At 67.7% G+C, this 21,784-nt stretch carries 20 protein-coding genes and 1 pseudogene; 11 read left to right on the forward strand and 10 right to left on the reverse strand.

The genetic code is table 11. From position 1 onward, the window contains the following. Positions 1-9 precede the first annotated feature (9 nt). The gene (locus ACODR1_RS13125; RefSeq protein ID WP_488880845.1) at positions 10-249 is read left to right on the forward strand and encodes a hypothetical protein; all 240 of its coding nucleotides are present in this window, start codon (positions 10-12) and stop codon (positions 247-249) included. Positions 250-298: 49 nt separating this feature from the next. Here ACODR1_RS13125 and ACODR1_RS13130 read toward each other — a convergent pair whose 3' ends face one another. The 3 genes from ACODR1_RS13130 to ACODR1_RS13140 form a co-directional block, all read right to left on the reverse strand. Beyond that, positions 299-1,513 carry an O-antigen ligase family protein gene (locus tag ACODR1_RS13130; RefSeq protein WP_488880928.1) on the reverse strand — a complete coding sequence of 405 codons (1,215 nt, stop codon included), beginning with the start codon at positions 1,511-1,513 and terminating at the stop codon, positions 299-301. Between the two features lie 44 nt (positions 1,514-1,557). After that, positions 1,558-2,259, reverse strand: coding sequence for a P-loop NTPase family protein (locus tag ACODR1_RS13135; protein ID WP_101717628.1), 702 nt, complete (start codon positions 2,257-2,259; stop codon positions 1,558-1,560). A 236-nt stretch (positions 2,260-2,495) separates the two neighbouring features. Next, positions 2,496-3,998 carry a GumC family protein gene (locus ACODR1_RS13140; protein ID WP_488880846.1) on the reverse strand — a complete coding sequence of 501 codons (1,503 nt, stop codon included), beginning with the start codon at positions 3,996-3,998 and terminating at the stop codon, positions 2,496-2,498. Positions 3,999-4,084: 86 nt separating this feature from the next. Here ACODR1_RS13140 and ACODR1_RS13145 point away from each other — a divergent pair, with 86 nt between their 5' ends. Then, complete coding sequence (locus tag ACODR1_RS13145; RefSeq protein ID WP_488880847.1) at positions 4,085-4,825, forward strand: polysaccharide biosynthesis/export family protein; 741 nt, start codon at positions 4,085-4,087, stop codon at positions 4,823-4,825. Positions 4,826-4,890: 65 nt separating this feature from the next. Here ACODR1_RS13145 and ACODR1_RS13150 read toward each other — a convergent pair whose 3' ends face one another. Both ACODR1_RS13150 and ACODR1_RS13155 read right to left on the reverse strand, forming a co-directional pair. Next, positions 4,891-5,169: an SEL1-like repeat protein gene (locus ACODR1_RS13150; RefSeq protein ID WP_101717625.1), complete on the reverse strand. Its 279-nt coding sequence runs from the start codon at positions 5,167-5,169 to the stop codon at positions 4,891-4,893. A gap of 174 nt (positions 5,170-5,343) precedes the next feature. Then, on the reverse strand, positions 5,344-6,069 hold the full coding sequence (locus tag ACODR1_RS13155; protein WP_488880848.1) for a glutathione S-transferase family protein: 726 nt from the start codon (positions 6,067-6,069) through the stop codon (positions 5,344-5,346). Between the two features lie 181 nt (positions 6,070-6,250). On the opposite strand from ACODR1_RS13155, the gene ACODR1_RS13160 reads away from it, so the two are divergent. Next, on the forward strand, positions 6,251-6,751 hold the full coding sequence (locus ACODR1_RS13160; RefSeq protein WP_488880849.1) for an RcnB family protein: 501 nt from the start codon (positions 6,251-6,253) through the stop codon (positions 6,749-6,751). 202 nt (positions 6,752-6,953) lie between these two features. Further along, a complete protein-coding gene (locus ACODR1_RS13165) occupies positions 6,954-7,346 on the forward strand; it encodes a proteophosphoglycan 5 (RefSeq protein ID WP_488880850.1) in 393 nt (130 codons plus the stop codon). 103 nt (positions 7,347-7,449) lie between these two features. On the opposite strand, the pseudogene ACODR1_RS13170 reads toward ACODR1_RS13165, so the two are convergent. Both ACODR1_RS13170 and gatB read right to left on the reverse strand, forming a co-directional pair. Then, positions 7,450-7,598 (reverse strand): annotated as a pseudogene (locus tag ACODR1_RS13170) (TPM domain-containing protein); the annotation flags it as partial. A gap of 16 nt (positions 7,599-7,614) precedes the next feature. Continuing rightward, entirely contained in the window at positions 7,615-9,111 is a 1,497-nt protein-coding gene (gatB, locus tag ACODR1_RS13175; RefSeq protein ID WP_488880851.1) for an Asp-tRNA(Asn)/Glu-tRNA(Gln) amidotransferase subunit GatB, read from the reverse strand. Between the two features lie 460 nt (positions 9,112-9,571). On the opposite strand from gatB, the gene ACODR1_RS13180 reads away from it, so the two are divergent. Next, entirely contained in the window at positions 9,572-11,797 is a 2,226-nt protein-coding gene (locus tag ACODR1_RS13180) for a hypothetical protein (protein WP_488880852.1), read from the forward strand. Positions 11,798-11,858: 61 nt separating this feature from the next. Here ACODR1_RS13180 and hrpB read toward each other — a convergent pair whose 3' ends face one another. Beyond that, complete coding sequence (gene hrpB, locus ACODR1_RS13185; protein ID WP_488880853.1) at positions 11,859-14,303, reverse strand: ATP-dependent helicase HrpB; 2,445 nt, start codon at positions 14,301-14,303, stop codon at positions 11,859-11,861. Between the two features lie 128 nt (positions 14,304-14,431). On the opposite strand from hrpB, the gene ACODR1_RS13190 reads away from it, so the two are divergent. Together ACODR1_RS13190 and ACODR1_RS13195 are read left to right on the forward strand one after the other, a co-directional pair. Further along, positions 14,432-16,060: an amino acid permease gene (locus ACODR1_RS13190; protein WP_488880854.1), complete on the forward strand. Its 1,629-nt coding sequence runs from the start codon at positions 14,432-14,434 to the stop codon at positions 16,058-16,060. A 103-nt stretch (positions 16,061-16,163) separates the two neighbouring features. Next, positions 16,164-16,877, forward strand: coding sequence for an MBL fold metallo-hydrolase (locus ACODR1_RS13195; RefSeq protein WP_488880855.1), 714 nt, complete (start codon positions 16,164-16,166; stop codon positions 16,875-16,877). A gap of 7 nt (positions 16,878-16,884) precedes the next feature. Here ACODR1_RS13195 and ACODR1_RS13200 read toward each other — a convergent pair whose 3' ends face one another. After that, positions 16,885-17,325 (reverse strand): dockerin type I domain-containing protein, encoded by a 441-nt coding sequence (locus ACODR1_RS13200; RefSeq protein ID WP_488880856.1) that lies wholly within the window; start codon positions 17,323-17,325, stop codon positions 16,885-16,887. Between the two features lie 104 nt (positions 17,326-17,429). Here ACODR1_RS13200 and ACODR1_RS13205 point away from each other — a divergent pair, with 104 nt between their 5' ends. The 3 genes from ACODR1_RS13205 to ACODR1_RS13215 all read left to right on the forward strand — a co-directional run bounded on the left by ACODR1_RS13205 (position 17,430) and on the right by ACODR1_RS13215 (position 20,525). After that, positions 17,430-18,197 carry a response regulator gene (locus ACODR1_RS13205; RefSeq protein WP_101711996.1) on the forward strand — a complete coding sequence of 256 codons (768 nt, stop codon included), beginning with the start codon at positions 17,430-17,432 and terminating at the stop codon, positions 18,195-18,197. Further along, the gene (locus ACODR1_RS13210) at positions 18,194-19,660 is read left to right on the forward strand and encodes an ATP-binding protein (protein ID WP_488880857.1); all 1,467 of its coding nucleotides are present in this window, start codon (positions 18,194-18,196) and stop codon (positions 19,658-19,660) included. The genes ACODR1_RS13205 and ACODR1_RS13210 overlap by 4 nt, the downstream gene beginning before the upstream one ends. Before the next feature lie 91 nt (positions 19,661-19,751). Next, complete coding sequence (locus tag ACODR1_RS13215) at positions 19,752-20,525, forward strand: EF-hand domain-containing protein (protein ID WP_488880858.1); 774 nt, start codon at positions 19,752-19,754, stop codon at positions 20,523-20,525. A gap of 4 nt (positions 20,526-20,529) precedes the next feature. Here ACODR1_RS13215 and ACODR1_RS13220 read toward each other — a convergent pair whose 3' ends face one another. Further along, positions 20,530-21,069, reverse strand: a complete 540-nt coding sequence (locus tag ACODR1_RS13220; RefSeq protein WP_488880859.1) for a DUF1345 domain-containing protein — start codon at positions 21,067-21,069, stop codon at positions 20,530-20,532. A 429-nt stretch (positions 21,070-21,498) separates the two neighbouring features. Here ACODR1_RS13220 and ACODR1_RS13225 point away from each other — a divergent pair, with 429 nt between their 5' ends. Next, a complete protein-coding gene (locus ACODR1_RS13225) occupies positions 21,499-21,708 on the forward strand; it encodes a KGG domain-containing protein (protein ID WP_058350544.1) in 210 nt (69 codons plus the stop codon). Positions 21,709-21,784 lie beyond the last annotated feature (76 nt).

Consider the following 21,784-nt stretch of genomic DNA (forward strand, 5'->3'; position numbering starts at 1 on the left):
ATAAAGAGAATGGCGGTCAAGGCCCTGGCGGCCATACTTTGCTTCATACTCTCTATCTTCGCATACGACCTGCTGGCCACAACTCTTGAGCGGTTTGATATTTCACGCCTTCAGAACGCAATAATTCACGGCGCGCTCGCCGGAATTCTTTATATTGCCTCAGAGAAAATCATGCGTCTTATGAAGAGGATATTTGGCCTCGACCGGGATTGGGCGCGATCGCGACACGTTTGGAACCGGATCGATTGAATATCGTGGAGGTTGCTGGCTAGAGGCCTGACGCAAGCGCACGCTCCTCCTACCGCTCCAGCTCCCGGTCCGGGAACGCCAGCTTCACCGCCAGGGCCACGAACAGCACCCAGCGGAAGTCGTTGTAGGCCACCGCGATGCTCTCGGTCAGGGCCACGAGGCTGTAGACGACCAGGAACGGGAAGGCGAGCAAGGCGCCGCGGTCGCGGAACACGGCGATCAGGGCCAGGGTCATGGTCTGGATGTAGAACAGGCCCCAGGCGGCCATGCCGAACAGGCCCATGCCCAGCCACTGCTCCAGCCAGGAATTGTGGGCGTGCTGGGCCTGGAAGCCGGCGTTCTTGCTGATCCAGGCGAACGGACCCCAGCCGCTCTTGTCGCCCCAGATGGCGTGGTACCCAAAGCCCAGCCACGGACGCTCCTGGATCTCGACCAGCGCCGCGCTCCAGATCTTGGTGCGGCCCGTCAGGGTGGCGTCCTTGCCGAGGATGGCGAAGAACACGTCCGAAGCCAGCACGACGAAGGCGATCAACAGGCCAAAGCCCGTCACGGCCGTCCAGGTCGCCGCCGTGCCCGCCGCCGGGCCGCGCCGGGCGATCAGCACGAAGCCCAGGGCCGCCACGCCCAGCATCAACGACACCAGCGAGGTCTTCGAGGTCGACATCAGGACAAGGCCGATCGCCAGGACGGCGAAGCCCCACCACAGCCTGGCCCGCTTGGGGTTCAGCAGCGCCGCGGCCGAGACGATGCAGAAGCCGAAGGCCATCATGCCGCCCAGGCCGTTCTTCTCGCGCCACAGGCCGCGCCAGGCGCCGGGGAACAGCTCGGTCATCACCCCGATGCGCGGCACGGCGATGCAGACGACGTAGGAGGCCACGATCAGCACCGCGAAGGTGGCGGCGAACACCTCGGCCAGTTCCCGCCAGCGGAAGCGTGCGGCCAAAGCGACGCCGCCCAGCGTCGTGCAGGTCACCGCAAAGGCGCGGCGGGTGGTGACGTCGGGCGCGATCGACCAGAAGGTCGAAAGGCAGACGATGCCGATCAGGGCGAACAGAAACGGCTGGCGTACGCTGGCCCGGAAGCTGTTGCGCGGGTCCAGAGCGATGAGGCCGAAACCCGCCGCATAGGCCGGCAGGTAGGCGACCCGCAGGATGGCCGAGCCGGCCTCGTCGGCGTTCTCGCCCACCAGCGGCAGTTCCCAGCCGCCGCTGTAGAGCAGCAGCAGGAACACCGCGGCGGTGAAGATGGCGATCTGGGGAAACAGGAGCCTCGGCGGCGCGACGCTGACCGGTCCGCCGTAGGACGAGGTCACGGCAGGATGGCCCGCAGGAAGCTCGGCGGCGTCACCGAGGCCTGGTTGAAGAACACCCCGGCGCAGCGGCCGCCGGCCGAGGCCAGGGCGTCGCGCAGCAGGCCCGGCGGCCGCACGTCGGCCTCCTGGGCGCTGACCACGAGGACCGTCTGGTCCATGTGCTGGGCGATGGTCAGGGCCGCCTGCGAACTGTCGGCCGACGGGCAGTCGACGACGATGATCTCGGCGTGGCGGCGCAGCGCGGCCCAGTATTCCACGCCCGGCAGGATGTGGGCCTTCTGGCGGCCGCGCAGGGCCTCGCGCTTGAAGCGGGTGACCCACAGGCGCGGTCCGCCGACGCTGTGGGCGGCGACATACTTGGCGTCGGGCCACACCCCGCCGTCGGGACGGGGGGCCGGCGGCTGCACGGTGAAGAACATCGAGCCATCGGGGCTGGCCGCCGCGCCAGAGCCCAGCGGACCATAGCGTTCGGGGTCGGCGGCGATGGCCTGGTACTGCGGCGAGGTGGTGAGATCCAGGTCGATCAGCCACGTCCGGCGACCGGCGCGCCTGGAGGCGAAGCGGGCGAACTCGCGGGCGACCGTCGAGGTCCCCTCCCCGCGCCGGGCCGACACGAACTGGACGACGTGCGCACGGCCGGCCGCAGGGGCGCCTAGCGACCCCCACAGTTCCGCCATTTCCACGTTCAAATCCACCATTCGCCCGAATCGCCGCGCGTTGAAGACCGTTGAAACTAATGCCTAACCATGTTCGCGCGAAAGGCGACCAAATCGCCCAGTCTGCATGGGGGGCGGGCATTCAAGCTCAGTGCATGGCCCTCGTCCTTCGACAAGCTCAGGATGAGGCCCATTTCCCAGGCTCGCTTAGTAGAAAAACCTCATCCTGAGCCTGTCGAAGGACGAGGTTTTCGTCTCAGAATTCCAATGACAAACGCTCAAGCCGCGCGCTTGACGCCGGCGGTCGCCAGGACCGGCAGGCCAAGGGTGCGCGAGGCGGAGGCCGGGGTCTGAAGGCCCGGACGCAGCAGCATCCGCACCAGGCCCGCGCAGGCGGCGGTGAAGGCGGCGAACAGGAAGGCCAGCACCAGCACCGGCTTCTTCAGGCTCTTGCCCTCCGACGGCGCCACGGCGCGCTGGACGATGCGGATGTTGTCGCTGCTCTCGGCCGACATCTGGCGCTGGGCCTCGTCCTGCTGCTCCTTGACGGTGAAGTCGCGGACATTGGCCGACAGCACGTCGCGGTCGCGGGTCAGCTGGTTGAACTGCGGCTCCAGCTGGGCCAGGCGCAGCAGGCGTTCGTTCACTTCCTGCACCTGCAGGGCGTAGGCGCCTTGCGACTCGCGCAGGGCGGCGACTTCCGCCGACAGGTCGTTGCGGGTCGACTGCAGGGTCTGCCAGATCGGGTTGGGACCGCTGCGGCGCGCGCCTTCGCCGTTGGTGCGACCACTGGCCACGCCCTGCTCCAGCTGGGCGATCTGGGCGTCGATGTCGCGCACCGGCTGGGCGTTGGGCAGGTAGCGGGCCAACAGGCCCTCGCGGTCCAGCTTCAGCTGGGCCAGCTTGCTCGAGGCCGACATGTCCTGGTCGCGATAGAGCACGGCTTCGGACGGCGTACGGGCCAGCTCGGCCTGCACGGCGGCCAGGCGCCCCTGGCGGTCCTGCAGCTGGGCGTCGATCGAATACTTCTGGGCCTCGACCTGGGCCTGAAGCTGGGTCAGGGCCGTCTTCTGCGCAGTGAAATCGCCGATGTCGTTGGTCTGCAGGAAGGCCTGATAGGCGGTGTCGGTCTCGGCCAGGCGCTGCTCGAAATTGTCGCGCTGGCGGGCCAGCACCTTGTCGTCGTCGTTGATCAGCAGGCTGCGACGATAGATCAGGTACTCTTCCAGCAGGGTGTTGAGCACCTTCTCGGCCGTTTCCGGGTCCTGGTGCTGGTACGACAGGCGGATGATCGAGTTGTCGGGCGCGGTCTCGATCTTCAGGCTGCGGCCGACGCTGTCGCGCCCCTGGGCGATCATCTTGCGCTTCTGCTCGGGATTGGCCGCGGCGTACTTGGCCGCGCCTTCCGGGAACACGGTGGCGAAGCCCAGCTTGCGGATCACCCGCTCGCGCAGCTCGCCGCTGCCCAGGATCTCGCTTTCCGACTGGATCACCTGGTCGACGTCGGGCACCGCGCCGCGGGCGGCGTCACCGGCGCGCGGCTCGTAGACATATTCCTGGCCCAGGCGGACGAACAGGCTGGAGCTGGCGGTGTAGGACTTCTTGAGCGTGAAGGCGAAGGCTGCGCCCAGGAACAGGATCACCAGGAACACGCCCAGCATCAGCCAGCGTTCACGCCACAGCAGGGTGATGAAGTCGGTCGGCGCATAGCGGGCCCGCGCCGCCCAGTCGCGTCGCGACGGCGGGTCGTGCGGCACGCTTGTCCAGGCGCTCGTCGACATGCGAATCCAATAGGTCCAAACTTCCACACGACCCTGGGGCTTCCGGGCTTAAGGTTTGGTTACCTATGTTTGGTAAGAGTCGTCGCATGGATCGGCGCATCGCTCTCTCCACCGCCCTGGCCCTGGTGCTCGCGAGCACCGGCCTCTCGGCCTGCGGCCACGTCGACGGCGAGCCGCTGACGCCCGCCCCCCGGCCTACCGGCCAGTTCCCCAATATCGGCTACGCCGACTGGAGCGAGAGCGAGCCCGCCTATCGCTTCTATCCGGGCGACGAGCTGGAGGTGACCGTACCTTCGGCCACGGAGCTTAATAAGTCGGTGGTGGTTCAGCCCGACGGCCGCGTCGCTTTGCCGCTGGTCGGCCCGGTGATGGCCGCCGACCGCACGATCGAGGAACTCGAGGGCTCGCTGACCCAGGCCTATGGCCAGCAGCTGCTGCGCCCTCAGGTGCAGGTGGCGGTGAAGGCGACGGCGCCGCTGAAGGTGTTCGTCGGCGGCGAAGTGGGCAATCCCGGCGTCTACGACATGGCCGGCGACGGCGACGCCCTGCGGGCCGTCATCCAGGCCGGCGGGTTCAAGAGCTCGTCCAAGCGCAGCCAGGTGATCATCATCCGGCGCGGCCCCGACGGGCGGGCCATGATGCGGACGGCGGACCTTCTGAAGGGCCTGACCGACCCGCGCGGCGCGGACCTGGTGCCGCTTCGCCGCTTCGACATCGTCTACGTGCCGCGCAGCGGGGCGGCGGAGACGGGCCTGTTCATGCAGCAGTATTTCCGAGACCTGCTGCCGATCAGCTTCAGCTACGCCATCAACGGCTTCAGCAACTGAGCTGGAAAGTCACGGCCGGATCCAGAGAGCGTCCGGCCCGAGAGTAGAAACGGCTGAACCGTGGTTCAGCCGTGAGCCAGCCATTGGCGCGCCTGGCGCTGGGCTTCGGCGACGTCTTCGCTGGCCATCTCCTGCGACAGCTCCTTGCGATAGACCTTGGCTTCGACCGAACCGCGCATGGCGGCCAGGTTGAACAGCATGTGGGCCGAGACGTAGTCCAGCGGCGCGCCGCCCTGGCCGGTCGAATACAGCATGCCCATGCGGAACAGTTCGTCGCCGGTGGATTCGGCGCTCGGCAGCGGCAGGCCCATCACGGCGGCGGGCGGTTCGATGCTCATCATCATGACTTCAATTCCCCAGTCCTTCCGGCCGGTCCCCAGTGGTCCAGCTCGGCCATGAACACAGAGAAAACCTTGCTCGCTGAACATATAGTTAAGCGCGCAGAGATCATGAATCGAGGCGCGACAACACGCCTCGATCATTGAAGTAACACCCGATAAACACGGGTATACGGGTGGTTAACGGGCCCGCTGGCCGAACAGAACCTTGCGCGCCTCTTCGGCAGCTTTTCCAGACGCTTGCAGGCCGCTGGAACGCAGCTCCGCCCCAAGCTTGAAGCCCTTTTGCACGGCCTCGCGCGCGTTCAGCCGCTCGAACCAGGCCTTGATGTTCGGGAACTCCTCGATCTGGATGCCCTGGTTCTTCCACGGCACGACCCAGGGCCAGATGGCGAAGTCGGCGATGGACAATTGGCCGCAGACGAAATCTTTCCCGGCCAACTGCTTCTCCAGCACGCCGTAAAGGCGGTGGGTCTCGTTGGTGTAGCGGATCGCGCCGTAGGCCAGCTGCCTTTGGTCCGCGATGATCGCAGGCGCGTACTGACGAAAATGGTGGGTCTGGCCGGCCATGGGGCCAAGGCCTCCCATCTGCCACATCACCCACTGGTCTATGTTCACCCGGTCGCGCTCGCCCTGCCCGTAGAACTGGCCGGTCTTGCGGCCGAGGTACTGCAGGATGGCCCCGGACTCGAAGACCGAGATCGGCTGGCCGTCGGGACCTTCCGGGTCGACGATGGCCGGCATGCGGTTGTTGGGGCTGATGGCCAGGAATTGCGGCTTGAACTGCTCGCCCGTGCCGATGTTCACCGGAATCATCTCGTAGGGCAGGCCCATCTCCTCCAGCGCGATGGAGATCTTCCAGCCGTTGGGCGTGGGCCAATAGTGCAGCTCGATAGGACTGGTCATGCACGCGACTCCCTGATGTCGGTCTTGGTGACACGGAACATGGCCATGCGCGCGCGCAACGCCAATATCCATCCTGACATGACCGTTCAGCGACGGTTCAGGCGCCGGGGATCAATCTTGTTTCCAAGGTCGAGGGATTAGGCCGCCTCCAGGCGACCGCTGACCACAAGGAGACGTACACATGAAACGTCTGTTGCTCACCATCGCCGCCGTGGCCTCGGTCGCGGGCCCGATGGCCGCCGTCGCCACGGATGCTTCGGCTCAAGGCCGCGGCCACCATGAGGATCGCTGGGACCGTCGCGACGACCGCCGCGGCGACCGTTGGGATCGTCGCGATGATCGCCGCGGCGACCGCTGGGACCGTCGTGACGACCGTCGCGGCGACCGCCACAGCCGCTGGGACGACCGCCGCTACAACGGCTACTACTACCGCGACCGCTGGTACTACGGCGCCCCGCCGAGCCACTATTACGGCCGTCCGGACTATCGCCCGGGCTACAGCGCCTGGCGCCGCGGCGGCTACCTGCCGCCCTACTATCGCGGCGGCGGCTACGTCGTGCACGACTACGGCCGCTACCACCTGCGCCAGCCGCCCCGCGGCTACTACTGGTACCGCGCCGGCAACGACTACGTGCTGGCCGCCATCGCCACCGGCCTGATCTTCGAGATCATCAACAACTAGATCGATCTCGATCACCGGTATCTGAAAAGTCTTGCGGCGCCCCGGGAACTCCACCTGGGGCGCCGTTTTTGCGCCATGCTCGCCGCGCGCGCGCCACGCATCGGGCTGCAAAGCCCGATTGTCGGGTCATTTCGGCCGCATCCGGTCGCCAGCGTAGGCCTCGCGTCACAGTCCGACGCAGCAGACACGAAGGCGCTTACCGATGAAGAGCTTGCGCATCTCCGCCGCCGTCCTCGCCCTCGCCGCCGCCGGCTACGCCGGTTCGGCCCTGGCCCAGCAGGCCCCGGCCGATCCCTCCGCCCAGTCCACCCCGCCTTCGTCCAGCAGCAGCAGCTGGGGTTCGTCGACCACGACGACCGATCCGTCGGCCTCGACCACCGCCCCGGCGACCACCGACGCCACGACGCCGCAGGCCGACAGCGCAGCGAGCGCGGGCGAGCCGACCTCGGCCACGGCCCCGGGCGAGACCTCGACCACCACGGCCCCGGCCGCCGAGGACGCCGCCAAGCCCGACAAGAAGTCTAAGAAGCACAAGAAGCACGACGACCCGGCCGCCGCCAGCGCGTCCGCGCAGGACCCGACCACGCCTCAGTAGAAGCGCCCCCGTTCGAGTCCCTCCGATAAAGAGAAGGGCCCGCCGCTCTCGCGACGGGCCCTTTTCCTTGTTCACCAAACTCCTCCCCCGTAGCGAAGCGTGCGGGGGAGGTGGCGCGGCGCGAATACGCGCCGTGACGGAGGGGGCGACGGCCGGCAATGAGCCCCGCCTCGCCCCCTCCACCACGGAGCCTGTCCTCGGGCGCGCGCTTCGCGCGACCCGGGGGTGGTCCCCCTCCCCCGCAGGCGGGGGAGGAACGGAACGAACCTCAGAGACCCAGCTTGGCCTTCAGGAGGTCGTTGACCGTGCCCGGGTTGGCCTTGCCGCCGGTGGCCTTCATCACCTGGCCGACGAACCAGCCGATGGCCTGGGGCTTTTCCTTCACGGCCGCGGCCTTGTCGGGGTTGGCGCCGATCAGTTCGTCGATCGCCGCCTCGATGGCGCCGGTGTCGTTGATCTGAACCAGGCCGCGCTTTTCGACGATCTCGGAGGGACGGCCTTCGCCGGCCCACATGTGCTCGAACACTTCCTTGGCGATCTTCGACGAGATCGTGCCGTTCTCGATCAGCTCGACCAGTTGGGCGATGTCAGACGAGGGCAGCGGCGAGTCCGGGAACGCCGTGCCGGCCGCCGACAGCTTGGCCAGCAGCTCATTCGTGACCCAGTTGGCCACCAGCTTGGCGTCGCGGCCCTTGGCGGCGGCCTCGAAGTAGTCGGCGCGCTCGGCGTCGATGATCAGCACGCCGGCGTCATAGGCCGACAGGCCGTACTGGCTCTGCAGGCGCGCCTTCTTGGCGTCCGGCAGTTCCGGCAGCGTCTCCTCGATCGACTTCACCCAAGCCGGGTCCAGCACCAGCGGCAGCAGGTCCGGATCGGGGAAGTAGCGATAGTCGTGCGCCTCTTCCTTCGAACGCATCGAGCGGGTCTCGCCCTTGGTGGGGTCGAACAGGCGGGTTTCCTGGTCGATCACGCCGCCGTCTTCCAGGATCTCGATCTGGCGACGGGCCTCGTACTCGATGGCCTGCTGGATGTAGCGATACGAGTTGACGTTCTTGATCTCGCAGCGCGTGCCCAGGTGCTTGAAGCTGCCGGTCTCGCGGAACTTCTCGTAGTCGCCCGGACGGCAGACCGAGACGTTGACGTCGGCGCGAAGGTTGCCCTTCTCCATGTCGCCGTCGCAGGTGCCCAGATAGACGAGGATCGTCCGCAGCTTCTTCACATAGGCGGCGGCCTCTTCCGAGGTGCGCATGTCGGGCTTGGAGACGATCTCCATCAGCGCCGTGCCCGCGCGGTTCAGGTCGACATAGGTGGCGTTCGGGTCCTGGTCGTGCAGCGACTTGCCAGCGTCCTGTTCCAGGTGCAGGCGCTCGATGCGCACGTCGAAGGTCGTGCCGTCGTCGCGCTCGACCACCACCACGCCCTCGCCGACGATCGGCTGGTCGAACTGGCTGATCTGATAGCCCTGCGGCAGGTCGGGATAGAAGTAGTTCTTGCGGTCGAAGCGGCTCTTCAGGTTGATCTGCGCCTTCAGGCCCAGGCCCGTCTTCACCGCCTGCTCGACGCAGAAGCGGTTCAGCACCGGCAGCATGCCCGGCATGGCCGCATCCACGAGGCTGACCTGCTCGTTGGGACCGGCGCCGAAGCCGACGGCGGCGCCCGAGAACAGCTTGGACTTGCTGGCCACCTGGGCGTGGACCTCAAGGCCCAGCACAATTTCCCAGTCGCCGGTGCGACCCTTGATCGTCTTGGAAGCAGCTTCGGTCATGTCTCTTGTCCTCCCTCCGTCGCCGGAAGGCCGGTTAGCGCGGGCGGCGAAGCAGGCCTCGCCGTGTCAGGGTTCCTCATGCACCGTGGGGGTCGGGGAGCGCAAGGCTGGGGGGCATGGTTTCTTACCGGGAGTGAAGGGGGCGCCAGCTCTCTCTCCCGTTATCCATCGCCTTCCCGGTAAACACTGTCGCCGACAACATACGGCTTGAGTGACTGCAATGCGCCAGGAACGGACGTTGGACCCTTCACCCAAAGCGGACCTTCAGACGCGGCACAGGCTTTTGGCTAAGCGCGGGCGAGATCGGCCCGCTGCGTGTCTTTCACATACATGGCGTAGCCCCCTGAGACGATTGAAGCCAAACCTGGCCAAAACTCAACCATTGGTAAAATTCTCTCCGGCGCTCGCGGAACCTTGACGGACATGACGCTGCCCCTGAAGGTGGGGTTTGGAGGGGGAGATGCTGGACGTAGAGCAAGGCCTGCCAGGCTATGAGTCAATTGAACTCCCGAGGTCGCCCGAGCTCAAGGGGACAGAGGACTGGTCACCTGAGCAATGGACGGCCGACTTCGAGGCCACGCTAGAACATCTCAAGCGTTTCCTAGAAGTTCGTGACCCTTTCGTAGTCCTCGCCCGAAGCGCATCAAGCTTCAACATCGCCGGAGAGCGCGTTGGCGATCCGGCAATCGTAAAACAGTCGGATGTCGAGATTACGCAGACGCTGCTTCTCCTGAGCGGCCAGCCAAAATCTGCCAACTCCACGTCGCCTGGCAACTTCGAGCGCTATTGGTCACTGCTCAGTCGTCACCTCAGCGGCTTCATCCGCAAGCAGCGTGAGGCTGAACATGAAACTGAGATTGAGCGCAGCGTAAGTCGGCGCGCGCGCCTTCAAACGCTCTACTACCGGAACCTGTTCAACCGTGATGGCTGCGAAGAGGCGCTGACGGGTATTCTATCCCGCATCGATGGCCCGTCCCAAGAGGCGTTGGCTTACACGCTGTCTGACCTGTTCCGGGCAATGGTGCGCGTAGCGGATATGATCCAGTCGCGGCTATGGATGTTCGGCGAGCAACTGAACCGTCTGCTCACGACCAAGAAGAAATCGGACATCATCGCCTCCATCGATTTCTTTCGCGAAGCTTACCCACTCGCTGACCGCGTTTGGCGGAACAGGACGGAGAAGTTCGCAGATCCTGAATCTCTCCGCATGGCTGCGTTTCAGATGTCGGAGATGGCGCAGCCTTGGATCTACACCCTATCGCGGAAGGAGCTAGAAATAGAGCTCCCGGCCGCTTTAGTCGATGTGCTTTATAGCCTTGCGTTAGCACCGGGCGATCTGGCGGATATCGAACCAGAGCACATTTACCTCAACAACCCGATCTGGCGGCGACCGTACATCCTGCGCCCAGACGGCAGCTTGTTTGTAGCGCTCCCTCAACTCGTGTTCTCATTCCCCTTCGTGATTATGGAATCCCTCATGGAGGGACACCTAGCCTTGCAGGCAGCGTATGAGGATGCACGGGCCAGCTATTTGGAAGACGCGATTGTGGCGCTGGTTACGACTGCGATGCCAAGTGCGACGGTCTACCGAGGCGTCATGTGGGATGACCCCGAGACAGGGAAGACTTGGGAAAACGACGTTGTAGCCATTGTCGGCAATTTCATTTTCATCTTCGAGGCCAAGTCAGGCCGCATCAAGGACGCGGCGCGGCGAGGTGGTACGCTCAGTCTGCGCAAGAACTTCAGGGAGCTCTTCGTCGAGCCCGGCGAACAATCTGGACGGCTCGAAAACTACCTGAACACCCACCGAGAACGTACTCGGCTACGGCTGAAATCCACGGGGGAGCCGGTCGACCTTCAGCTCGACGTGGCGAAGGTGGTCTTCCCGTTCAGCATCTGCATTGAGCACTTCGCATCGCTGACAAGCGCGCGTCACTACCTCAAGGAGCTCGGGCTCGTGGCCCACGATACGCCGTGGGCTCCCGTACTGTCGCTGGGCGAACTCCAGATGATTGTCCGCTTCCTCGACAGCGAAGTGTCGTGCATCCACTATCTCACGCGGCGGGCCACCCTTGAGCTTGTCCTCGACTTTGAGGGGGACGAGCAGGATATCCTCTCGGCCTATCTCACTAACGGGCTGTGGGTAGACAAGGACGCCCTGGCGGGACGACGGGTGTTGTTCTTCGGTTCGGACGCCATGGTGCGGCTGCCCAAGCAGCCTCGACCAGATCGCACCATCGTGGAGATTCACGGGATCGCGCTGACGCCCCTTTGGCAGGCCATCATCCGCGAACTCTACAAGGATAAATCCCAGCGCCACCGGTTCGACATCATCAATACGATTCTGAATCAGCTGCCCCCCGCACTGGCCGATATTGAACGTCGTATTCGACGCGCTCGAAGAGGCGTCACGCCGACGGACGGCGACTTTGCGTTCCTAAAATACCAGATCGGCGACAAGGTTTTCGCAGTCGGCGTATACCTCGCGAAGACGCTGCCAGACAGACTGGAGTGGCAAGGGACAGGCAGAGGTCTCGTTGCCACGCTGATGCCGAACGGTGGAGGCGTTGAATGTACGACCTTCGTGTTCGTGCGGCGGTCGCGCGAGACGACCTTCGATGGGGTCAGCTTCTACCGTTATATTCAGCGCAAGAAGACTGACGACGACGCTAGTCCGACACTCTAACTCGAACGGATACCCTAAAAACGGACCTTCCGAAGGGCACCTATGAGTCAGCAGCCGCCCCTCACGTCCCCCGCGGCTTAGCCCGCGTCGTCGGCGCAGCGTTGGCCGGATCGTCCGGCCAGACGTGCCGTGGATAACGCCCCTTCATCTCGACCTTCACCTCGCGCCAGGAGCCTTTCCAGAAGCCCGGGAGGTCCTTGGTGATCTGGATCGGGCGGTGGGCGGGGGACAGCAGGGCCAGGGTCAGGGGGACCTTGCCGTGGGCCACGCAGGGGTGCTCGGCCAGGCCGTAAAGCTCGCCCACCCGCACCTCGACGCGGGGACCACCTTCCGCGCCATAATCGATGGCGAAGGTCGAGCCGGTGGGGGCGGCGAAGCGCGCTGGGGCCTGGGCTTCGATCTTGCCCTGCATGTCCCACGGGATCAGGGTCTTGATCGCCGCCTCCAGCGTGCCTTCGTCGATACTGGCCAGTGACGAGCGGCCGGCCAGCAGCGGCTCCAGCCATTCGTCCAGGCGAGCCACCAGGGCCGCTTCCGACAGGTCCGGCCAGACGTCTCCGTCATGGGCGCGCAGGAAGGCCACGCGGTCGAGCAGCCCCCTGCCCCGCTCGCCCAGCTTCAGGGCGGCCAAGCCGTCGGCCCGCACCTGGTCGGCCAGGGCTGCGGCGATCAGAGCCGGGTCGGGCTTTTCGATGATCTTCTCGTCGACGACGAGCTTGCCCAGGCGCAGCAGGCGCTTGGCGCGCAGCTTGCCGCCGCCGCTGGTCTCCAGCCGGTCCTCGGCGACCAGGCGGTCGGCGAAGGCGGCGCGCAGGCTTTCCTCGTCGAGGGGCGCGGCCAACAGGATGCGGTCGCGGGCCTCGCCGCCGCCCAGCTCGCCGACGGCCAGCCAGGTCTCGCGGGCCAGGGCGTCGGTCGGCTCCAGATAGACGCCGCGGCCGCTGGCCAGCTGGTACTCGCCGGGCTTGCCGCGGGCGCGGGCCACCCGCTCGGGATAGGCCTCGGCCAGCAGCAGGGCGTCGTCCAGGGGCTCGGCGCCGCTCGGCTTGCCGGCCTGGCGCGACCAGCGCTCGGCCAGCGCCCGGGCGTCGCGGGCTCTTGGCGTACGGTCGCGGCCGAAGCCCTCCAGCCGGCCGCGCAGATCGACACCCCGGCCGCCCAGGCCCTGCTCGCTGAGCACCGCGGCGATCTCGGCGGCGCGGTGCGCCTGGCCCGAGGCGGCGGCGCGGGCGACCATGTGGGCCAGGCGCGGGGCCAGGGGCATGTTCGACAGCGCCTTGCCGTGCGCCGTCAGCCCGCCATTGGCGTCCAGCGCCTGCAGCCGGTTCAGCAGCGACCGCGCCTCGCTGAACGCAGCGCGCGGCGGCGGATCGAGGAAGGCCAGGCCTTCCGCGTCCTTGGCGCCCCAGCGCGCCAGGTCCAGCGCCAGGCGAGAGAGGTCGGCCTCCAGGATCTCGGGCCGGGCGAAGGCGGGCAGCGAGCGGGTCTCCGGCTCGTCCCACAGGCGGTAGCAGACGCCGGGCTCGGTGCGGCCGGCGCGGCCCCGGCGCTGGTCGGCGGCGGCGCGGGCCACCCGCACCGTCTCCAGCCGGGTCAGGCCGCTGGACGGATCGAAGCGCGGCACGCGCGAGAGCCCTGCGTCGATGACGACGCGCACGCCCTCGATGGTCAGGCTGGTCTCGGCGATCGAGGTGGCCAGCACCACCTTGCGGCGCCCGGCCGGCGCGGGCTGCACCGCGCGGTCCTGCTCGGCCGGCTCCAGCGCGCCATAGAGCGGCGCCAGATCGACGTCCGGCCGGCGCAGGCGCTCGGCCAGCCAGCTCTCGGCCCGGCGGATCTCGCCCTGTCCCGGCAGGAAGACGAGGATGGAGCCGGTCTCCTCGGCCAGGGCCCGCTCGACGGCGCGTCCGACCCGCTCCTCGAGCCGCTGGCGATCGTCGCGACCCAGATAGCGGGTCTCGACCGGGAACATCCGGCCCTCGCTCTCCACCACCGGCGCGTCACCCAGCAGGGCCGAAACGCGGGCGCCGTCCAGCGTGGCCGACATGACGAGGATCTTCAGGTCGTCTCGCAGCAGGCCCTGGCTGTCGCGCGCCAGGGCCAGGCCGAGGTCGGCGTCGAGGCTGCGCTCGTGGAACTCGTCGAAGATGACGCAGGCCACGCCGTCCAGGCCCGGGTCGTCGAGAATCATCCGCGTGAAGACGCCCTCGGTGACCACCTCCACGCGGGTCCTGGCCGACACCTTCGACTGCAGGCGCACGCGAAAGCCCAAGGTTTCACCAACCGGCTCGCCCAGATTGGCGGCCATGCGCGCCGCGGCCGCCCGCGCGGCGAGACGACGGGGCTCCAGGACGATGATTTTTCCGCCCTTTGCCCACGACTCCTCCAACAGGGCCAAGGGAACGGCCGTGGTCTTGCCCGCACCAGGCGGTGCGACCAGCACGGCCGCATTGGAAGCGAGCAGCGCCGCCTTCAGCGCGGGCAGGACATTCTCGATAGGCAGCATGGGCGGGAGGCATAGACCCTCAAAGCCGTCCCGTCACCGCGGGGCGTTGCGCGACCGCGCCAGTCTGACTAACGTCCGCCCCCAATGCCAGACTAGCGGGGGTTCGCTGGTCGTCGGGGAAACAACACATGGCCGGAAACAGGCTATTCCTTAAAAAGTCCATTGCGAGCATCCAAAAGGAAGCCGCCCACAGCCAGCTGAAACGCACGCTGGGTCCCATCAACCTCATGAGCCTCGGCGTCGGCGCCATCATCGGCGCGGGCATCTTCGTCCTCACCGGCCAGGTGGCTTCGGCCAACGCCGGCCCCGCGATCATGATCTCGTTCGTCGTGGCGGGCATCGCCTGCGCGCTGGCGGGCCTGTGCTACGCTGAACTGGCCTCCACCATGCCGGTTTCCGGCTCGGCCTACACCTATGCCTACGGCACGCTGGGCGAGGTCTTCGCCTGGATCATGGGCTGGCTGCTGGTGCTCGAATACGGCGTCGCCGCCTCGACGGTGGCGGTCGGCTGGTCCGGCTATGTCGTCAGCACGCTGCATGCATTGGGGATAAACTTCCCGACCATAGCCGTGGCCGGCGCCGATGCGCCGATGTGGGCCACGCCGCTGATCCAGGCCGTGGCCTCGCCCGAGGGCGGCACCATGTTCACCATGACCGGCACGTTCAACCTGGTGGCCGCAATCGGCATCGCCCTGGTCTCGGCCCTGCTGGTGGTCGGCGTCAGCGAGTCCGCCAACGTCAACAACGCGATCGTCGTCATCAAGGTGATCGTGCTGCTGACCTTCATCGCCGTCGGCGTGCAATACATCAACCCGGCCAACTGGACGCCCTTCATCCCCGAGCCGACCGGCCAGCCCGGCGAGTTCGGCTTCGGCGGCATCTTCCGCGGCGCGGCGATCATCTTCTTCGCCTATGTCGGCTTCGAGGCCGTCTCGACCGCCGCGGCCGAAGCCAAGAACCCGTCCAAGGACGTGCCGATCGGCATCCTGGGCGCCCTGGTGATCTGCACCCTGATCTACATGGCCGTCGCCGCCGTCATGACCGGCGTCGTCCCCTACAAGGAACTGGCCAGCCCGGCCCCGATCGCCGTCGCCATCGACCGCATGGGCCTGGAATGGGCCAACATTCCCTTCGCCGCGGCTGAAGGCGGCAAGCTGAACCTGATCAGCTTCGCCATCAAGATCGGCGCGATCACCGGCCTGTCCTCGGTCATGCTGGTGCTGTGCTACGGCCAGACGCGCATCTTCTACACCATGGCCCGCGACGGCCTGCTGCCGAAGGTGTTCGCCGAAATCCACCAGAAGTTCCGCACCCCCTGGCTGGGCACCATCCTGCTGGGCATCGTGATCGCCGTGGCCGCCTCGTTCCTGCCGATCAGCCTGCTGGGCGACCTGGTTTCGCTGGGCACCGCCGTGGCCTTCTCGATCGTCTGCCTGTCGGTGATCTACCTGCGCATCAAGCATCCGGACCTGCCGCGCCCGTTCAAGGTTCCGGGCGGCATCGTCACGGCCGTGCTCGGCATCGCCGCCTGCCTGTTCCTGGCCTTCCAGAACTTCCAGCCGATGATCATCCACGCGATGAACAACAATCCGCTGCCGCTGATGATCCTGGGCGGCTACGCGGCCGTCGGCGCGGTCATCTACGCCGCCTACGGCTTCTGGCACTCGAAGCTGGCCAAGGGCATCGACATCACCGAGGACACCGACCTAGCTTCGCCGGCCGAGGCGATGGCTCACGGCGTCGACGACGTGAAGTAAGACCCGTCCACCCTAGCGACGGATCGAAGGCCCGGGAGCGATCCCGGGCCTTCTTTATTGCCCGAGCCCCGGCCTCTATGCTGGGCGCCGACAAGGAGCCACCGTGACCCAGACCCAATCGCCCATCAGCGCCGTCATCGCCCCGGTCACGCCGCTGCAGCAGAACTGCACGATCGTCTGGTGCTCCAAGACCAAGAAGGCCGCGATCATCGATCCGGGCGGCGAGGTCGACCGCCTGCTGCGTGCGCTGAAGGACCAGGGCCTGACCCTGGAGAAGATCTGGATCACCCACGGCCACATGGACCACGCCGGCGGCGCGGCCGAGCTGAAGGCCAAGACGGGCGTTCCGATCGAAGGCCCGCACAAGGACGACCAGTTCTGGATCGACCGCATCCAGGAAAGCGGCGAGATGTACGGCGTGCCCGAGGCGCGCATCTTCGTGCCCGACCGCTGGCTAGAGGACGGCGACGTCGTCACCCTGGGCGAGACGGAGTTCGAGGTCCTGCACTGCCCGGGCCACACGCCGGGCCACGTGGTGTTCTTCCACCGCGAGACGAAGTTCGCCCAGGTCGGCGACGTGCTGTTCCAGGGCTCGATCGGCCGCACCGACTTTCCGCGCGGCAACCACCAGGACCTGATCGACGCCATCACCGGCAAGCTTTGGCCGCTGGGCGACGACATCCGCTTCGTGCCCGGCCACGGCCCCATGTCGAGCTTCGGCGCCGAGCGCCGCACCAACCCCTTCGTCGGCGACCGCGCCGTCGCGGCCATGAAAGGCCCCGGCTACACGGCTCCGGTGAACCGCTCGCCGGGGTAAGCCATCCCTACTGACGCGGCGGCGGGCCGCCGGCGGGGCCTGGGCGGAACTCGTCGCCGGTCAGCTTGCCGTCGCCGTTCTTGTCGGACGCCGTGAACTGGGCGCGGCTGGCGGCCAAGGCCTCATCCTTGGTGATCCTGCCGTCCTTGTCGGCGTCCTGCGCGGCCAGCTGGGCCAGCATCCGACCGCCGAAACCGCCGCCGGGACCGCCCTGCCCTTCACGCTGGGCGAAGCGCTGCTTGATCGCCTCGAGTTCGGCCGCGTCGATGACGCCGTCCTTGTTGACGTCCATGCGCTCGAAGCGCTGAACGGCCGAGGCCTCGTACTCGGCGGCCGTGACGACGCCATCGCCGTCGGCGTCCGGGCCACGCATGCCGGGACCGGGCTGGGCGTGGGCGGTCGCCCCCAGCAGAGACAATCCGAGGACGGCGCAAACGAGTCGGTTCATGAAGACGCTCCGTGGCGATTTGACGCTAGGGGGCCACGATCAGGTTGCGCGCCTGTTGCAAGCGTGAAATCTGACGGTGACAGGGGCATGAAAGGACCATCGGCATGGAGACCTCCCCGACCACCGCCTCGTCCGCCGCCGTCGCGGACACCGCCAAGGGCGCCGGCGCCCGCATCCTGATCGTCGACGACGATCCGGGCATCCGCGACGTCGTGTCCGATTTCCTTGTCCGCCACGGCTATGTCGTCGACACGGCCCAGGACGCGCGCACCATGGAACAGGCCCTGGCCAAGGGCCCGGTCGACCTGGTGGTGCTCGACGTCATGCTGCCGGGCGAAGACGGCCTGGCCATCTGCCGCCGCCTCGCCGCCCAGGACGGCCCGGCCATCATCATGCTCTCGGCCATGGGCGAGGAGACCGACCGCATCGTCGGCCTCGAGCTCGGCGCCGACGACTACCTGCCCAAGCCGTGCAATCCGCGCGAGCTCTTGGCCCGCGTGCGCGCCGTCCTGCGCCGCCGCACCGAGCCGCGCTCCAGCGACGACACCATGGGGGCCGCCTGCGAGTTCGCCGGCTGGCGCCTGGATCTCGTCCGCCGCGAACTGCGCTCGCCGCAATCGGTGGTGGTCAACCTTTCCAGCGGCGAGTTCTCGCTGCTGCGCGCCTTCGTCGAACGCCCGCAGCGCGTGCTGACCCGCGACCAGTTGCTCGACCTCGCCCGCGGCCGCGACAGCGACGCCTATGATCGCGCCATCGACGTCCAGATCAGCCGGCTTCGCCGCAAGCTCGACGACGGCGGCGGCGGCGAGCTGATCCGCACGATCCGCAGCGAGGGCTACATGTTCACGCCCAAGGTCACCCGCACGCCATGAAGTTCGCAGTCCCGGGGCGCGGCGGCGCGCCCCTGTTCGCCCAGGCCCTGGGACTGGCGCTCGTCACACTGGTCGCTACGATCCTGATCTGCGTGGCGGTCGTGTTCAACGTGCCGCCCCCGCCTCCCGAGCTCTACAAGCTCAGCGAGATCAGCCGGGCGCTGAAGACCGGCCAGACCGTGCATCCGCGCGACGGCCGGCCGCTGGTCGTTCGCCATCGCACCAGCATCAAGCCCGACGGCGAGGACTCCCAGCGCCGCGCCGAGTTCAAGGCCGCCATCGGCCGCGAGCTGAACGTGCCGGTCGACCGGATCTCGATCCGCACCGAGAACGGCCCGCGCTTCTTCGTCCGCACCGCACGGCAGAAGGGTCCGCCGCCGCCGCCGAGTCCTGGCGGTCCGCGCCCCGGTCCTGGTCCCGGAGGCCCCGGCGGCCCTCCCCCGCCGCCGCCCGGCGCGGCCGGCCCGAAGCCTCCCGGCGTCCAGATCCTCGCCGACCGCATCGCGGCCATCATGCGCGACGAGCCCTTCCTGTTCGGCGATTTCGAGCTGGGCATCCGCCAGGCCGACGGCCGCTGGCTGGTGGTCGAACCCAAGTTCACCGTCCTGCGCGACACCTGGCAGGTTCGGATCCTGCTGATCCTCGCCCTGTCGGTCGTCGCCGTGTCGCCGCTGGCCTGGCTGTTCGCCCGTCGCCTGGCCGGCCCGATCACCGCCTTCGCCGCAGCCGCCGAGCGCCTGGGCCGCGACCCGCGCGCCCCGCCGCTCAGCCTGTCGGGCTCGGCCGAGGTGGCCGCCGCCGCCAACGCCTTCAACGAGATGCAGGAACGCCTGCGCCGCTATGTCGAGGACCGCACCGCCATGATCGGCGCGGTGGCCCACGACCTGCGCACGCCGCTGACGCGCCTGCGCTTCCGCATCGAGACCACGCCCGACGACGTCCGCAGCAAGCTCGAGAGCGACATCGACCAGATGGAGGCGATGATCTCGGCCACCCTGGCCTTCGTGCGCGACACCAGCCGCCCGGCCGAGCGCACCAAGCTGGAGCTGGCCTCGCTGCTGGAAAGCGTCATGGACGAGGCGGCCGAGACCGGCGGCGACGCCACCGCCGAGGAAAGCGACAAGATCGTCATCGAGGGCGATCCGATCGCGCTGAAGCGCCTGGTCACCAACCTGGTCGAGAACGCCCTCAAGTACGGCGGCGCCGCACGCGGCCGTGTCTATCGCCAGGGCGGCGGCGCCATCCTCGAAGTCGACGACGACGGTCCCGGCGTGCCTTCGGCCGAACTCGAGCGCGTGTTCGAACCGTTCTTCCGCGGCGAGCCCTCGCGCAACCGCGAAACCGGCGGCATCGGCCTGGGCCTGGCCGTGGTCCGTTCGCTGGCCCGCGCCCACGGCGGCGACGTCACCCTGCTGAACCGCCCCGAAGGCGGCCTGCGGGCCCGCGTGACCCTGCCGGCCTGACGTCTGTTGCGGCCGCGCAATCAAGCGCGGCCGTGACGACATAACCGCGCAATGCGGCGGCGCTTCAAGCGACGGGAAGGAGCTTCTTTCCATGACCGCACGCGCCCTGCCCCTCCTGGCTCTCGTCGCCCTGTCGCTCGCCGCCTGCGGCCACGCCCCGCCGGATGGACCAGGCGGTCGCGGCCCCGGCGGTCCGGGCGGCCGTCCTGGCTTCGGCGACGGACCGCCTCCGGGCGAAGGCGGCCCTGGCGGCCCGCGCATGGGCGGCGGCAGGCAGGTGTTCATCAGCCCGGCCGGCGAGCCGTTCCGCGCCGATCCAGGCCAGCCCTATCCGGTCGCCCTGTGGTTCGCCGGCGCGGACGCCGACCACGACGGCGTGCTGACCCGAGAGGAGTTCCTCGCCGACTCCCTGCGCTTCTTCGACAGGCTCGACACCGACAAGTCGGGCGTCCTCGACGGCTTCGAGGTCTCGGCCTACGAGCGCAACATCGCCCCGGAGATCGTCCAGGCCTCGGCCATGCCTCAGCAGGCCCCGCCCTCAGGCGGCGGCGGCCCCGACGGCGAGGGTCCGCGCCCGCGCCGTGACGGGGGCCTGGGCAACATGCTGCTGGGCGCCACGCCCTACGCCCTGCTGGCCGAACCCCAGCCGGTGATGGGCGCCGACGCCGACTTCAACCGCCGCATCACCCGCGACGAGGCGACCCGCGCGGCCAACGCCCGCTTCAAGCTGCTCGACAAGGACGGCGATGGCCGCCTGACCCTGGCCGAACTGACCAAGACCCGCGTCCAGCGTATCCTGAGCGGCGAGGAAGAGCCCCGCGAAAGCGGCCGGCGGGGCAAGGGCGGGCGCCGCCCGCCGCGCTGATGCGCTACCCCGCCACCACCCCGGCGATGATGTTGATCCCCAGGGCCAGGATGGCGGTGTTGTAGAAATAGGCCGTCACGGCGTGTGCCGTGACGAGGTTGCGCAAGGCCCCGGTGCGCACGTCGTTGTCGGAGACCTGGAAGGTCGCCCCGATGCTGAAGGCCAGGTAGACGAAGTCCTTGTAGGTGCGGGCCGGCTCGCCGGGGAAGCCGAACCCGCCCTTCCCCGCCCCCGCGCCGAAATGGCGGTGAGCGTAGTGCAGCACGAACACCGAGTGCAGCACGACCCACGACAGCACCAGGGTGACGCCCGCGCAGGCCGCCGTCAGGTTCCTGGCGAAGGCCGCCTGTGAGCGCGCGCCGATCATCGCCGCCACCACCGCGGCCAGGCTGGCGGCGATGGCCGACAGCACGATCAACAGGATCAGAGAGCGCCCCTCGTCCTCGGCCGCGGCCTTGGCCCGCAGCGTCGCTTCATCGGTGGTGAGGAACAGGCGCCACAGCAGAACGGCGTAAATTGCGGCGCCGACGTCCCACCCGATCAAAATATGCGTGCTTTCGGGCAGATTTATCTGGCGGGCGAAAAGCCATCCCAAAGCCCCCGCCACGACGCCCGCAATCAGCCTCCAATGCCTTGTAATTAATGAGGATTTACCACCCTCCAAGGTGCTCTTGCGCATCGCTCTCAGCCTGCCTTTTCCCCAGACAATCGTCCTTAACGCTGCATTTGTCTCGCCTGACACGTGAAACCGAACTCGGCTTCACCGGTTACTTCACCGGAACACTGGAACGACGCCATGACCGACCCCGACGCCCCGCCTCCGCTGGAGCCGCAAACGCCGGACGATCCGCCGGGCACGACGCCCGACGAAGTCCCGCTTGAGCCGCCTCCGGTGCAGCCGGGGGACGATCGGCCCTATGGCGCCGCTCCGGTCTCCGTTCCTCCCGTTACCAGTCCCGATTAGGAGCAAGACATGGACCTCGACAGCGAACGGCCCCGCGGCCGCCGAGGCTTCGCCGCCATGGATCCGGAACGTCGCCGCGAGATAGCTCGCAAGGGCGGCGCTAGCGTTCCCAGCGAGAAGCGCAGCTTCGCCAAGGACCGCGACCTGGCCGCCAATGCCGGCCGCAAGGGCGGTTCCTCGTCGCGTGGCGGCGGCCGCCTCGGCGCTCGCGACCTTTAAGGAATGCCGCGGCCGAGGGGGGGACGGGCGACGCAGCCGACGGTGGTGGCGCACGTATCAGGATTTTAGGGCCCGG

The sequence above is a fragment of the Caulobacter sp. FG7 genome (assembly GCF_057808875.1).